Below are 14,106 nucleotides of genomic sequence, written 5' to 3' on the forward strand. Positions count from 1 at the left end.
AACCTTTCCTCCGCATTTTTTAAAAGTTTATTCACTTCGCATGGGAGGCGTGGGCGAATGAGTGAAGCATCCAAACTTACATTCACAGATAAAATCGAAGAAAACCTTATCGCTTTGATATTGGGGCTTATGACCCTCATCACATTTGTAAATGTGGTTGTTCGTTATGTTTTTAATGCAGAGGTTTTCCAACCCATTACAGTAGCATTACATTTGCCAACTCAACTGCTGTGGGGGCTGGAATTAACGACGATTTTGTTTGCATGGCTTGTTATTCTTGGCATTAGTTATTGCGTTAAAACGGTTTCTCATTTGGGTGTGGATGCGGTGCTTAATCTCATGCCAAAGGACATAAGGCGGGCGATGGCATATGTCTCTGTCTTATGTTGCATCATATATGCGTTCTTGCTGTTTAAAGGTGGGTGGGATTTTTGGTCAAATTTTGCCAATCTTCCACAAACAACTGGCCGCTGGTTTCCAACTGGATTTGAAGCAGATTTCTTAGGCAAAGGTTGGTACGAAACCAATGATATCGACATGCCACCCGTTTTTCAGTTTTTAGCCACTTGGTTTAACGATGGCGAAGCTTATGAGAAGCTTCCGCGCCTCGTACCGTATTTTGTATTACCTGTTGGATTTGGATTGTTGCTTTTTAGGTTTTGTCAGTTAGGGCTTTCTGTTGTGAGAGGAACTCGTGATTTGATCATCGTTAGTCACGAGGCAGAAGATGCCGTGGAAGAAGCTGCGGCGATGGTTGCAGCCGACGAACAGCAGAACAAGAAGGAGGGCTAAGTTATGGAAGTTGCTCTATTATTTGCCGCGATCATCACGCTCCTTTTGCTTGGTGTTCCAATTGCTGTTGCACTTGGGTTAAGTTCAATTTCATTTCTGCTGCTAGCATCTGATAGCTCGCTAGCGTCTATCGCACAAACTTTTTATGAAGCTATGGCCGGTCACTATACATTGCTCGCCATTCCGTTTTTCATTCTGGCTTCCAGTTTTATGTCCACCGGTGGTGTGGCTAAGCGGATTATTCGATTCTCAATTGCGCTTGTGGGACATTTGCCAGGTGGCTTGGCAATTGCAGGCGTGTTCGCATGTATGTTGTTTGCAGCTCTATCGGGTTCATCTCCGGCTACTGTGGTTGCAATTGGGTCTATTGTTATCGCAGGTATGCGACAGGTGGGGTATTCTAAAGAATTTGCTGCCGGAATTATCTGTAACGCTGGAACATTAGGCATTCTAATTCCTCCATCCATTGTTATGGTTGTTTATGCATCAGCCACAGATGTGTCCGTGGGACGTATGTTTCTCGCAGGTGTCATTCCAGGTTTGATGGCAGGTGGTATGTTGATGGCAGGAATTTATATTGTTGCCAAGATCAAAAACCTGCCAAAGGGCGAATGGAAAGGGTGGGGCGAAGTGTTTGCCTCGGGTCGTGAAGCGGGTTGGGGCCTGTTTCTGATTGTGATTATTCTGGGCGGTATTTATGGTGGTATCTTTACTCCCACTGAAGCTGCGGCAGTTGCCTCCGTTTATGCATTTATTATCGCAGTATTTATTTATCGTGACATGGGTCCTTTGGCCAACAACGATGGTAAGAACTACTCATTTTTGAAGAAACCTCATACTTTATTCACGGCTTTTGTGCATGAAGATACGCGCAAAACATTGTTTGAAGCAGGCAAACTAACCATCACATTGATGTTTATTATCGCCAATGCTTTAATCCTCAAACACGTATTGACGGATGAGCAAATTCCACAACAGATAGCAGGCGCCATGCTCGATGCTGGCCTTGAGTGGTGGGCATTTCTGATAGTTGTGAACATCATCTTGTTGATTGGCGGCCAATTTATGGAGCCGTCCGGTCTGATTGTAATCGTGGCACCTCTTGTGTTCCCGATTGCTATAGAACTCGGGATCGACCCTATTCACCTTGGTATTATCATGGTCGTAAATATGGAAATTGGCATGATTACACCACCTGTAGGTCTGAACCTGTTCGTAACATCTGGTGTTGCTGGAATGCCAATGTGGAATGTAGTTAAAGCTGCTTTGCCTTGGTTAAGTATTCTGTTTGTGTTCCTAATCATGGTTACTTACATACCATTGATATCAACAGCATTGCCGACCTATTTCATGGGGCCCGAAATCATCACCAATTAGATAATAATTTGATCAGTAAACTCTGGAAATTAGGTCTTGGCGAAGGGAAGTGGCCAAGTGCGGCAAATTCTACATAACGATAAATGACCGACAAATCGGGGAAGGGGCTATTCCCATGTGATAAACGGCCTGCTAACGTCCGTTTCACTGTAGCAGTAGAGATTCTGATAAAAATGACACGACAAGATATTCATAATTCTGAAGTGCCTAAAATTTGTCAGGCGTGTGAAGCAAGGCATAAAGGTATATGTGGAGCATTATCACCTGATCAGCTTATTAAATTGAGTAAGCATACGACAAAGCATAGCCAGTCGAGTGATAAGGAATTGATTGCTGGTGGCGAGGATATTTCTACTTATTCCAACATTATGTCTGGTGTCGTCAAACTGGTTAAACTGATGGCCGATGGTCGGCAACAGATTGTTGGTTTGCAGTTTGCACCCGATTTTCTCGGTCGTCCATTCAAGCGTCAGTCTGGTGTTTCCGCAGAAGCTGCAACCGATGTACGGTTATGTTCATTCCCTGCGAAAGTGATGGACGAGTTGATTGACCAATCGCCTGAATTGGAACATCGGCTACACGAGCAATCATTAAAAGAGTTAGATGAGGCGCGCGAGTGGATGTTGACCTTGGGTCGCAAAACCGCTGGTGAAAAAGTTGCAAGCTTTTTCTTTATGATAGCAAGTAACATTGACCCTGAAGCAGGGTTAAAAAATTCAGATGTCATGTTTGAGATACCGCTTAAACGTGCCGATATTGCAGATTTTCTTGGCCTGACAATTGAAACAGTTTCAAGACAAATTACGAAATTGCGAAAAGTTGGCGTTATTGAAATTGAACATAATCGAACCGTAATCGTTAGGGATCTGGATCGGTTAGAACGGGCCTGCGAAGTCCAAAAGGACTAAATTGGTTTTGAAAATTTTGAGTTCTGTTTGCTAAGATATGCATCGAATTTGGAAGCAACAATACGAGTGAAAGCACGTTTGTCAGCGCTGACGTTAAATTTACCGTTGCCTATCCAGCATAAATCATCTGAATCTTGGAGAACCACTGATTTTGCAGTTTCAATAATTGGGGTGCCCGTATCTCCAAATTTTATCGCAACATCATCAAAATTGAAGCTGAAATCACACATAAGACGCTCAATCACATAACCTCTTATCCGATCATCTTGCGTAAGCTCATAACCTCGGTTTGCTGCGAATTTTCCTTCGCTGATTTGTGCTTTGTACTGTTTGGTTGGAACCGTGTTTTGAATAAATCCACCATCGTATTGGTTTATTGAAGATGCACCGAGACCTAATAAATTGTTACATTGATCTGTCGTATAACCTTGAAAATTCCGGTGAAGTGTCCCCTCGTTTAAAGCTTTCGTCAGGCTGTCTTCTGGCGTAGCATAGTGATCAATTCCAATCTTCTGTAGCCCACTTGACGTTAAGAACTGATCTGCAAAATCTGCTTGTTGGTGCCGTTGTTCAATATTTGGAAGTTCTTGGTCATTGATCATGTTCTGATGTTTTTTAAGCCAGGGAACATGAGCATAACCAAACATGGCAACGCGATCGGGAGATAGTGATATTACTTTCTCAAGCGTATTATTAAGTCTATTCATATCCTGTCGCGGCAGGCCATAAAGCGCGTCGACATTGATGGATGAAATATTAATAGATCTCAGCTCTTCAATAAGATCTCGTGTTTGTTCAAATGTTTGAGGACGATTGATCGCTTCCTGAACGTCAGGGTCAAAATCTTGCACGCCGATACTAGCGCGGGTGATGCCGATTTTTTGAAGTCCGACCAACATATCATCCGACATATCGTTGGGATCAATTTCGACACTGATTTCTGTTTTTTCAGTCACTCTAAATGATGTGCGAAGCTTTTTTGAAAGTTCGTTGAAGTCCTCGCTTTTTAACATACTGGGTGAGCCGCCACCAAAATGAATGTGGGCAACCTCGGGACTATGCGCGAGTGCCTTGCGATGAAGCTCTATCTCCTCAAGAAGTGTTTCTACGTAATAGGATATTGGAATATACGACTTGGTTTGCTTTGTATGGCATCCACAAAACCAACATAACCGATCACAATATGGGATATGAATATAGATAGATAATGCACCACCATTGTCGATGCTTGCATGCATTTTCTCGACAAGTTGTGGCCCCAGATCGGGAGAAAAGTTCGGCGCAGTAGGATAGGACGTGTACCGCGGCACGTTTGCACTTAATTTTGTGATTATTTCTGATTTTGGCACAAACATAGGTAGTCTCACATTGTTAGTTTTGGATTGAAGAACTCTTCTTCAGAGGCAATGTGTCGCCTTAAACTTCCAAAAAAACCTCGGAGCATATATCCAAGGGCTTCCGGATTGCTTGTTGGTGAATTTGCTGCAAACTCCGTGAGAGCATCTTGCAGTTCAAGCGCGTAACTTTCATCTTCCCAGTGCTCTGAATGCAGTCGGGCTAGAACTGCTTCGGGATCAGCCTGATATTTTGATTGAGAAAAAATCGGGAAAAGATTTTTTTCTTCGAACTCATGAGCACGTTTGACAATCGGGAAAATGCTTTTTGCGAGATGGAGACATTCCTGTCGGTCAACATTGGAGGGTAGACCATCGGCTATCTTTTCTAATGCGTCACAAAGCGCGTGTTGTGTTTTAAGATGGTTATTTAGTCCATCGAAAATGGAAGCTTCCGTCGCTTCATCCATTATTAAATCTACCTTATGGGTGTCTCGTTACTGCGACAAATTTAATCAGCATATGAGTTTGTTTCCTTGATCTATGTCAAAGCGACTGTCATCTTTTTCATCCATCTTCCGGCAAAATCAGTCTGCCATATGATACATTATTTGGCGGGATGATTCTGTTTAAACTTTTGAGGGGCTCATTATGATGAGAAATTTGCCAGAAGCTATTGTCACTGCAATAGCAACCTTTTTGGTTGTTGTAGCGGCAGGGCTTTCTAAAGATGCACTATTTCAAGCACATATGACGGTGCTTGCAGTTGCACTATCAATTACATGTATTATCTTGTTTAGGCGCGTAGACTTTTCGGAAGGTCCAACCGTCGCAATCAAGGAAAAGGATACAGGGTATCTGGATGGCGTGGTCCAATATGGCGTGATTGCCACGTTGCTTTGGGGTGTCGTTGGCTTTCTCGTCGGTGTCATTGCTGCGGCGCAGTTGGCATGGCCGGAATTGAATTTTGAGCCTTGGTTAAATTTTGGACGTGTTCGACCGCTGCATACCTCTGCGGTTATTTTCGCGTTTGGTGGTAATGCTTTGATCGCGACATCATTTTACGTCGTGCAACGCACTACCCGCGCGCGCCTATGGGGTGGTAATCTCGCATGGTTTGTATTCTGGGGTTATCAGCTATTTATTCTCATGGCTGCAACTGGTTATTTGCTTGGTATTACGCAAAGCCGCGAATATGCGGAACCGGAATGGTATGTCGATATCTGGTTAACAATTGTATGGGTCTGCTATCTGCTCGTGTTCTTGGGAACGCTGGTAAAACGTAAAGAGCCACATATTTACGTTGCGAACTGGTTCTTTTTATCCTTCATCGTAACCGTAGCAATGCTGCATGTTGTAAACAATCTTGCAGTGCCTGTCTCTTTTCTGGGCGTAAAAAGCTACTCATTGTTCTCAGGTGTGCAAGACGCGCTTACACAATGGTGGTATGGTCATAATGCGGTTGGGTTCTTCCTGACGGCTGGCTTCCTTGGTATGATGTATTACTTCATTCCAAAACAGGCCGAGCGTCCGGTTTACTCATATCGTTTGTCTATTATTCACTTTTGGGGTCTGATCTTCCTGTATATTTGGGCTGGTCCGCACCACCTTCATTACACAGCCTTGCCTGATTGGGCTCAGACACTTGGTATGGTCTTCTCAATTATGCTTTGGATGCCATCATGGGGTGGTATGATCAACGGCCTTATGACCCTGTCTGGCGCGTGGGATAAACTCAGAACTGATCCGATATTGCGTATGATGGTTATCTCTGTTGCATTCTACGGCATGGCAACATTTGAAGGTCCAATGATGTCTATCAAAGTGGTCAATTCATTGTCTCACTATACGGATTGGACAATCGGCCACGTGCACTCAGGTGCTTTGGGGTGGAATGGTCTTATTAGCTTTGGTGCCATCTACTACCTTGTACCAAAACTTTGGAAACGCGAGCGTCTTTATTCGCTTCGTTTGGTCAACTGGCACTTCTGGCTCGCCACACTTGGTATCGTTGTTTATGCGGCGGTGATGTGGGTTGCTGGTATCCAGCAAGGTCTGATGTGGCGTGAATATGATCAACAAGGTTATCTTGTTTATTCCTTTGCAGAATCTGTCGCGGCGATGCACCCGTATTACATAACACGGATGTTTGGTGGTCTTCTCTTCCTTAGTGGAGCTTTGATCATGGCCTACAATATTTACAGAACAATCCGTGGTGATGTGCGTGATGAGGCTCCTATGGGTAGCTCAACACCAAAAGCAACTCCCAATCTAGCTCCAGCTGAATAGAGGTAAATTCAAATGTCTATTCTTGAAAAACATAAAGTCCTTGAAAAGAATGCCTCACTACTTTTGGCCTTTTCATTCGTCGCCGTTACAATTGGTGGCATTGTCGAGATCGTACCTCTTTTCTATCTAGAGAATACGATTGAAGAAGTGGAAGGGGTTCGCCCTTACTCTCCGCTCGAGTTAGCAGGTCGCGATATTTATATTCGCGAAGGTTGCTATGTTTGCCATAGTCAAATGATCCGTCCTTTCCGGGATGAGGTTGAGCGTTATGGTCATTATAGTCTGGCTGCTGAATCAAAATATGATCACCCATTCCAATGGGGGTCAAAACGTTCTGGTCCAGATCTGGCACGTGTTGGTGCGCGTTATTCTAATGAATGGCACGTTCAGCATTTGATCGATCCGCAATCTGTCGTGCCGGAATCAATCATGCCAAGCTACGGATTCTTATCCGATGTTGATCTCTCAATTCATAATATTGAGGGACATCTGAAGGCTAACAGTCTTGTTGGTGTGCCATACACCCAAGAGATGATTGATAATGCGAAGGCAGACATTGTGGCGCAAGCTGACCCAGATGCGGATACCGATGGTGTTGAAGAGCGCTACCCGAAAGCTGTGCTCGGAAATTTTGATGGTGATCCTCAACGGTTAACCGAGATGGATGCGCTCGTTGCTTATTTGCAAATGCTTGGAACACTTGTTGATTTTTCAACATTTGAAGCTGACAAAAACTATCGTTAGGAGATGAGTTATGGATTTTGATTACCAAGCAATGCGCACCTTTGCTGATAGTTGGGGCTTGCTCTACATGTTTCTAATCTTTGTTTTTGTTGTTGTCTGGGCTTTTCGTCCCGGTTCAAAGAAGCTTGCTGAAGAAGCCGCAAATGTTCCTTTTAAGGAGGATGAATGATGTCTGAAAATATGAACACTCAGAACAATCAAGATGGACCAGAAGTGGATGAATTCACTGGTGTTGAAACAACTGGTCATGAATGGGATGGCATCAAAGAGTTGAACAATCCCATGCCGCGTTGGTGGCTATGGACATTTTATCTGACGATTATTTTTGCAGTTGGTTACTCTTTTGCCTATCCATCAATTCCATTGATAAAAACCTCTACCAAAGGCTTTTTGAATTGGTCCAGTCGAGGTGATGTTGCCAATGAACTTGCGGCTGCAAAGGCTTCACAGGCGGGTAATTGGGATAAACTTGCGGACATTGATGTAAATGATATTGCGGCCGATGTCGAACTGCAACGCTTCTCTGTTGCCGGCGGTAACGCTGCATTTAAAATCAACTGCGTACAATGCCACGGTTCAGGTGCGCAAGGTTCACCCGGGTTTCCAAATCTGAATGATGATGATTGGATTTGGGGCGGTACTCTTGATGAGATTTATCTAACGATTAATCATGGCATCCGCTATGAAGAGGATGATGATACACGCTATTCAGATATGCCTGCATACGGGACTGATGAGCTTCTTGAGAAAGAACAAATCTCTGATGTAGCTTGGTTTGTGCGTAAATTATCTAAACAGGAGTTTGACGCAGAAGCGGCGGCTCGCGGGGAAGCAACTTACGTTGAAAATTGTGCCGCGTGTCACGGTGACGCAGGGCTTGGTGACAGAGAGTTGGGCGCGCCACGTTTATCAGATGCTTTATGGCTTTATGGTGGAAGTCACGAAGAGATTGTAAAACAAATTACCAAGCCACAACAAGGTGTTATGCCTGCTTGGGGTGAACGTCTAGGTGTTGCAACGAGCAAACAACTAGCAGTTTATATCCATAGTCTTGGTGGCGGTGAATAGCTTAGCTAATCTAGAATAATGTAGTGGGGCGAACTGCGAGAATACGCCCCACTACTTGATCAAGATCAATGTGCTAATATGCATGAAAGTTTATTTGTTAGACAATCTTGAATCACTAATTGAAAATTGGAATGTCTTTTGACTAAGGCCGAAATCGCAAAACTCGAAGTAGATGCCATTAATAGTGGTGCGAAAGCTAAAGCGGAACCGCTCTATGCCGCACGCAAAAAAATCCACCCAAAACGTGTTAATGGTGACTTTAGAAGATTAAAATGGATCATCATGGCGATCACGCTGGGGATCTATTATATTACACCGTTCATTCGGTGGGACCGAGGAGCATTTGCACCAGATCAAGCCGTTCTTCTTGATATGGCAAATCGACGTTTCTATTTCTTCTTTATCGAAATTTGGCCACAAGAATTCATTTTCGTTGCAGGCCTATTGGTTATGGCCGGTATTGGATTGTTTTTGGTCACTTCGGTTGTTGGTCGGGCATGGTGTGGTTATGCATGCCCTCAGACAGTCTGGACAGACTTATTTCTTGTGGTTGAGCGTTTTTTCGAAGGTGATCGAAATGCGCGGATCAGACTTGATAAAGCGCCTTGGAGCGTTAGCAAAATTTATAAACGTACGGTTAAGCACGCTATTTGGATTGCTATCAGTGTTTTAACGGGCGGTGCGTGGATTTTCTATTTTGCTGACGCACCCACTTTGTTGGTCGATTTTGTCAAAGGTGATGCAGCATTTATTGCATATGCGACCGTTGGCGTGTTGACGGCGACCACCTATTTGCTTGGTGGAATCTTGCGGGAGCAAGTTTGCATTTACATGTGCCCTTGGCCGCGCATACAGGCTGCAATGCTTGATGAGGATTCCCTTGTTGTTACCTATAACGATTGGCGTGGGGAACCAAAAACCAAAGGTGTTAAAAAAGCTGCGGCACTAGACCATCCAGTTGGCGATTGCGTTGATTGCAATGCATGTGTCGCCGTTTGCCCAACAGGAATTGATATTCGCGATGGTCAGCAACTCGAATGTATTACCTGTGCGCTTTGTATCGATGCATGTGATGATATTATGGGTAAGCTTGGTCGCGAGAAGGGGCTTATCTCCTATGCCACTTTGCGTGACTACAATCACAATATGACTGAAGCAATAAATCCAGAGACCAATCACATTGAACCAAGCCGTGTGCGTGATGAGAACGGCTTATTCCATTCTATTATTCGCCATTTTGATTGGCGGATTATCTTCCGCGTTCGCACACTTATTTATTTCAGTGTCTGGGCTGCAATAGGTCTTGCTATGCTCTTTATGCTGGTTTCACGCGATCGATTAGAGTTGAATGTGTTGCATGATCGAAATCCGGTTTTCACCAGGCTGAGTGATGGCTCTATTCGGAATGGTTATACAGTTAAGATCCTGAACATGATACCCGAGCCTCGCCTTGTACATCTATCTGTGCAAGGGTTGGAGGGAGCTGAAGTAAGCATCAATGGAGTAGAGCCGTCGGCGGATAACAACTACCAACTTGAGATTGAACCGGACAAATTAAGAGCATTACGCGTTTTCATTAGTATTGCACCGGACCAGATCGATAATGTTGGTGATGATTTCCAATTGGTGATTGAAGATAAACAATCGTTTGAACGTGATAGCTACACTGCTATATTCGAAACTCCGGAGGAGAAGTAAAATGTCACAAGAAACAACGGGTTCAAGAGAGTTTACAGGCTACCACATGATTGGCGTGATCTCGCTCTTCTTTGGTGTGATTGTTGCAGTTAATCTTACACTGGCATTCTTCGCTGCCAATAGCTGGACAGGTCTTGTTGTCGAAAATTCCTATATCGCTAGCCAGTTTTTCGATGATGATAAACGTGTTCGAGAGCAACAGTTAGCACTCGGTTGGCAATCAGATTTCCGTTATGAACAAGGTGTTGTAACGCTCGATTTAGTGGACGTGAATGGCGCTGTGGTTAGGGCAGATAAGATCGAAGTTAAGCTTGGGCGGCCTGTCCACGAAACCGACGATGTTTTGCTTACTTTATCCCAAGGTCTTGAAACAAGTTACACTGCAGAAATTGACCTCGGTGCAGGTGTTTGGCAAGCTGATATGACAGCTTATCTTGCCGGGCAAGTGATCTGGACAAATCCTGTTCGCTTTGTCGTGGAGCAGTAAAATGGGATGTTGCGGCAGTGATATGGCTTCTGATGCTGTTACGGCACAATTGTCGGATACTGCCAAGACAGATGAATTGCGCGCCTTTGGTAAAGTCTTGGCGGACGGCAAACAGCTATTTGTTTTTTCTTCACCATCCATTCGTTGCGGCAGTTGTATCGCTATTCTTGAGAGCGAACTATCAAAGCTAGAAAACGTTACAGATGTTCGTGTGAACCTGACACTCAAACGCGTGAAGGTAACGTTGGCTGATGAAGAGGCTTCACCCCTCGGTATTTTCAATAGGATGGAAAGTCTTGGGTACGATACGGTTCCGCTTGATATTACAGACGGCGAAAAAAGCACCGATGTAAACGCGAATGGTAGATTGCTTCGTGCACTGGCCGTAGCCGGTTTTGGCGCCATGAACATCATGCTGCTATCTGTTTCCACATGGTCTGGTGCAGAAGGTTCTGCAAAGACACTGTTTCACTTGATCTCAGCAGTCATTGCTATTCCGACAGTGCTTTATTCGGGACAAATATTTTTCCAATCTGCCTATAAAGTTTTGCGCCATGGCCGCTTAAATATGGATGTGCCTATATCGCTAGCCGTCTCCCTTGCGTTGATCATGAGTGTTTATGAAGCGCTAACACATGGTGATGTGGTCTATTTTGATGCGTCGGTTTCATTGTTATTCTTTTTGCTCATTGGCCGATATCTCGACCATATGATGCGGGAAAAGGCGAGAAATACGATTAACACTCTCGCGCGCCGAAATGTACGAGGCGCTACTCAAGTCACGTCAGACGGTCAAACGAGTTATCTGCCAATCGATGAAATCAAACCTGATATGGTATTACAGGTTCTGCCTGGAGAGAAGTTGCCCGTTGATGGTCAAGTGATCAAAGGTTCCACTGATATTGATCTGTCTTTGGTCAATGGTGAAAGCCTGCCATCACCTGTAACGATCGGTGATGATGTAATGGCTGGAACACTTAACCTATCTGGCGTTATTCAGCTCAGAGTGACAAAAACTGCCGACCAATCCTTTTTGGCAGAAGTTACCCGCATGTTGGATGCTGCTGAAAATGGCCGTGGCTCGTATGTGCGTATTGCTGATCGCATGGCACGGATTTATGCACCTGCGGTTCATCTTTTATCATTCATCGGATTTGTTGTTTGGATGTTTGCAACGGGCGGAGATTGGCATACGTCGATCTATATCGCCATTGCGATTTTGATTATCACGTGTCCTTGTGCGTTGGGTCTTGCTGTTCCGGTTGTTCATGTGATTGGAGCAGGGCGCTTATTCGAACACGGAATCTTAATGCGCGACGGGTCTGCATTGGAGCGTTTGTCTGAGATTGATTACGCCGTCTTCGATAAGACCGGAACGTTAACTTCGGATCGGCTAAGCGTGTTCGATGTTGATCTTAAACATCAAGGTGACGCAGCACTGGTGAAGGCCCTTGGCAAGCATTCCTCCCACCCGGCATCAAGAGCGATGGTGCAATATTTTAAAGCGGAACCAGATATATCTATTGAAGGTGTAAGAGAAGTTCCCGGCTTCGGATTAGAAGGCGTGTTTGAAGGGAAGCGCGTACGTCTAGGGTCATATAAATGGATATCCGAAGTAACGAATTTTGACGAACAGGTATCTGGAGCAGGTATCTTTTTTGCAAGGGAAGGCCAATTACCAAGTAAGTTTTCTCTCCATATGGAAATGCGACCAGATGCAAAGATAACCTTGAGCGAGTTGAAAAGCCGTTCATTCCCGATTGAGATACTATCCGGTGATCATCAAGATGCCGTTGCAAATGTTGCTAATAATCTCGGGGTTGATAATTATACCGCCCAGGCCAAGCCTGCTGACAAAATTGCACGTATTAATGCGCTCAAGACCGAAGGAAAGCATGTCTTGATGGTGGGTGATGGGATCAATGATGCACCGTCCTTGGCTGCAGGACACGCTTCGATGGCGCCTGCTTCGGCTTCTGATGTTGGGCGATCTGCTGCGGACTTTGTTTTTACCCGAAATAATTTATCTTCTATCTTGTTCGCTCTCGATACTGCAAAAAAATCGGATAGATTGATTAAGCAAAATTTTGCTTTAGCCTTAGCTTACAACGCAGTTGCTGTGCCTTTGGCTTTTGCGGGGTTTGTAACGCCGCTTTTTGCTGCAATTGCCATGTCAGCCTCATCAATTGTTGTGATCCTAAATAGTATGAGATTGGCAACAGCCCGTCCTAAAGGAGAAAAGAACTCTCCTGCCACAAGCGCTGTTGAGGCGTTGTCATGAATGTGTTGATTTATTTAATTCCTATTGCACTTGGTCTTGGTGCGCTTGGACTGGGGGCATTTTTGTGGAGTTTGAAATCCGGTCAATACGACGATTTAGATGGCGCTGCAGCGCGTATTTTAGAAGATGATGACGAGCTTTAAAATCGTCAACATTACATGAATTCACATGCGCGATTGAGCGGCATAATAGTTTAGTTTAAAACATTAAAGATTGCACAGGCGATGACGTGATTTAATCTAAACGAGGTTCGATGATGACCGCACCAAAAGCTATCTATCCAGACTTAGCAAACAAAACAGTCGCGATAACTGGAGGGGCGAGCGGAATTGGTGCTGCTATTGTTTCAGCATTCCATGAGCAAGGTGCGAAAGTTATCTTCTTTGACATTGATGTAGCTTCTGGTCATGAACTTGCAAAAGAGCTGGGTAAGAACGCCTACTTTTATGAACTGGATCTTACCGATTTAAATCAGCTAACAAAAGTTTTTTCGGTTGCAAGCCAGGAAGTCGGACCAATCAATATTCTGGTCAACAATGGTGCCAATGATATGCGACATGATTTGATGGCAGTGACACCGGACTATTGGCGACAATCGTTGGCTGTTAATCTTGATCATCAATTCTTCGCTGCGAAAGCGGTTATACCTTATATGTGCGAGCAGCAAACTGGTGCCATTGTAAATATGAGTTCGATTGCGTGGCGCCTGGGTTTGGAAAATGCTCCTGCCTACGTAGCTTCTAAAGCTGCGATTGAGGGCTTAACTCATAGTCTGGCTCGGGAATTAGGGCCTGAAGGTATTCGTGTGAACTGTATTTTGCCCGGGTTTGTGGAGACGCCAAAACAACTGGAAAAATGGATTACGCCTGACATTCAAGAGCAAATATTGAATAGTCAGTGTTTAAAGCGATTTAACAAGCCACCAGATATTGCAAATATCGTACTGATGTTGGCATCCGATGTATCGCAGGCGATGACTAATCAGACGATTGTCGCAGACGCGGGTTGGATTTGATCTAAGGTTGCTGATGTTATCTTCAGGCTTGTGACTTTGCTTACATATTATCACAGTGTAAGTAGGTCACATTACGGATAAGAATCATCTTATCATGTGACTGCGTAAGTTAT

At 44.4% G+C, this 14,106-nt stretch carries 14 protein-coding genes; 12 read left to right on the forward strand and 2 right to left on the reverse strand.

What is annotated here, in order from left to right:
* Nucleotides 1-57: 57 nt before the first annotated feature.
* The 3 genes from AB2J24_RS16490 (at nucleotide 58) to AB2J24_RS16500 (ending at nucleotide 3,077) form a co-directional block, all read left to right on the forward strand.
* Entirely contained in the window at nucleotides 58-792 is a 735-nt protein-coding gene (locus AB2J24_RS16490) for a TRAP transporter small permease (RefSeq protein WP_162652220.1), read from the forward strand.
* A gap of 3 nt (nucleotides 793-795) precedes the next feature.
* Entirely contained in the window at nucleotides 796-2,169 is a 1,374-nt protein-coding gene (locus AB2J24_RS16495; RefSeq protein ID WP_162652219.1) for a TRAP transporter large permease, read from the forward strand.
* A 173-nt stretch (nucleotides 2,170-2,342) separates the two neighbouring features.
* Complete coding sequence (locus AB2J24_RS16500) at nucleotides 2,343-3,077, forward strand: Crp/Fnr family transcriptional regulator (RefSeq protein WP_162652218.1); 735 nt, start codon at nucleotides 2,343-2,345, stop codon at nucleotides 3,075-3,077.
* Here the strand turns inward: AB2J24_RS16500 and hemN are convergent.
* Nucleotides 3,074-4,432 carry an oxygen-independent coproporphyrinogen III oxidase gene (hemN, locus tag AB2J24_RS16505; RefSeq protein WP_367386271.1) on the reverse strand — a complete coding sequence of 453 codons (1,359 nt, stop codon included), beginning with the start codon at nucleotides 4,430-4,432 and terminating at the stop codon, nucleotides 3,074-3,076. The genes AB2J24_RS16500 and hemN overlap by 4 nt on opposite strands.
* Nucleotides 4,433-4,440: 8 nt before the next feature.
* Entirely contained in the window at nucleotides 4,441-4,881 is a 441-nt protein-coding gene (locus AB2J24_RS16510; protein WP_162652216.1) for a hemerythrin domain-containing protein, read from the reverse strand.
* 184 nt (nucleotides 4,882-5,065) lie between these two features.
* Here AB2J24_RS16510 and ccoN point away from each other — a divergent pair, with 184 nt between their 5' ends.
* The 9 genes from ccoN to AB2J24_RS16555 all read left to right on the forward strand — a co-directional run bounded on the left by ccoN (nucleotide 5,066) and on the right by AB2J24_RS16555 (nucleotide 13,993).
* Complete coding sequence (ccoN, locus tag AB2J24_RS16515; protein ID WP_162653579.1) at nucleotides 5,066-6,700, forward strand: cytochrome-c oxidase, cbb3-type subunit I; 1,635 nt, start codon at nucleotides 5,066-5,068, stop codon at nucleotides 6,698-6,700.
* A 12-nt stretch (nucleotides 6,701-6,712) separates the two neighbouring features.
* A complete protein-coding gene (gene ccoO, locus AB2J24_RS16520; protein WP_367386272.1) occupies nucleotides 6,713-7,444 on the forward strand; it encodes a cytochrome-c oxidase, cbb3-type subunit II in 732 nt (243 codons plus the stop codon).
* A 10-nt stretch (nucleotides 7,445-7,454) separates the two neighbouring features.
* Nucleotides 7,455-7,613: a cbb3-type cytochrome c oxidase subunit 3 gene (locus AB2J24_RS16525; protein ID WP_162652214.1), complete on the forward strand. Its 159-nt coding sequence runs from the start codon at nucleotides 7,455-7,457 to the stop codon at nucleotides 7,611-7,613.
* Entirely contained in the window at nucleotides 7,613-8,512 is a 900-nt protein-coding gene (gene ccoP / locus AB2J24_RS16530; protein ID WP_367386384.1) for a cytochrome-c oxidase, cbb3-type subunit III, read from the forward strand. The genes AB2J24_RS16525 and ccoP overlap by 1 nt, the downstream gene beginning before the upstream one ends.
* Before the next feature lie 138 nt (nucleotides 8,513-8,650).
* Nucleotides 8,651-10,210 (forward strand): cytochrome c oxidase accessory protein CcoG, encoded by a 1,560-nt coding sequence (gene ccoG / locus AB2J24_RS16535; RefSeq protein ID WP_367386273.1) that lies wholly within the window; start codon nucleotides 8,651-8,653, stop codon nucleotides 10,208-10,210.
* 1 nt (nucleotide 10,211) lies between these two features.
* Nucleotides 10,212-10,697, forward strand: coding sequence for a FixH family protein (locus AB2J24_RS16540; protein WP_162652212.1), 486 nt, complete (start codon nucleotides 10,212-10,214; stop codon nucleotides 10,695-10,697).
* A 22-nt stretch (nucleotides 10,698-10,719) separates the two neighbouring features.
* A complete protein-coding gene (locus tag AB2J24_RS16545) occupies nucleotides 10,720-12,978 on the forward strand; it encodes a heavy metal translocating P-type ATPase (RefSeq protein WP_367386274.1) in 2,259 nt (752 codons plus the stop codon).
* Nucleotides 12,975-13,121, forward strand: coding sequence for a cbb3-type cytochrome oxidase assembly protein CcoS (ccoS, locus tag AB2J24_RS16550; RefSeq protein ID WP_367386275.1), 147 nt, complete (start codon nucleotides 12,975-12,977; stop codon nucleotides 13,119-13,121). Before AB2J24_RS16545 ends, ccoS begins: the two co-directional genes overlap by 4 nt.
* Before the next feature lie 110 nt (nucleotides 13,122-13,231).
* Nucleotides 13,232-13,993, forward strand: a complete 762-nt coding sequence (locus AB2J24_RS16555; RefSeq protein WP_367386276.1) for an SDR family NAD(P)-dependent oxidoreductase — start codon at nucleotides 13,232-13,234, stop codon at nucleotides 13,991-13,993.
* Nucleotides 13,994-14,106 lie beyond the last annotated feature (113 nt).

It is taken from the genome of Lentilitoribacter sp. EG35 (assembly GCF_040784015.1).
Classification (GTDB): domain Bacteria; phylum Pseudomonadota; class Alphaproteobacteria; order Rhizobiales; family Rhizobiaceae; genus Lentilitoribacter.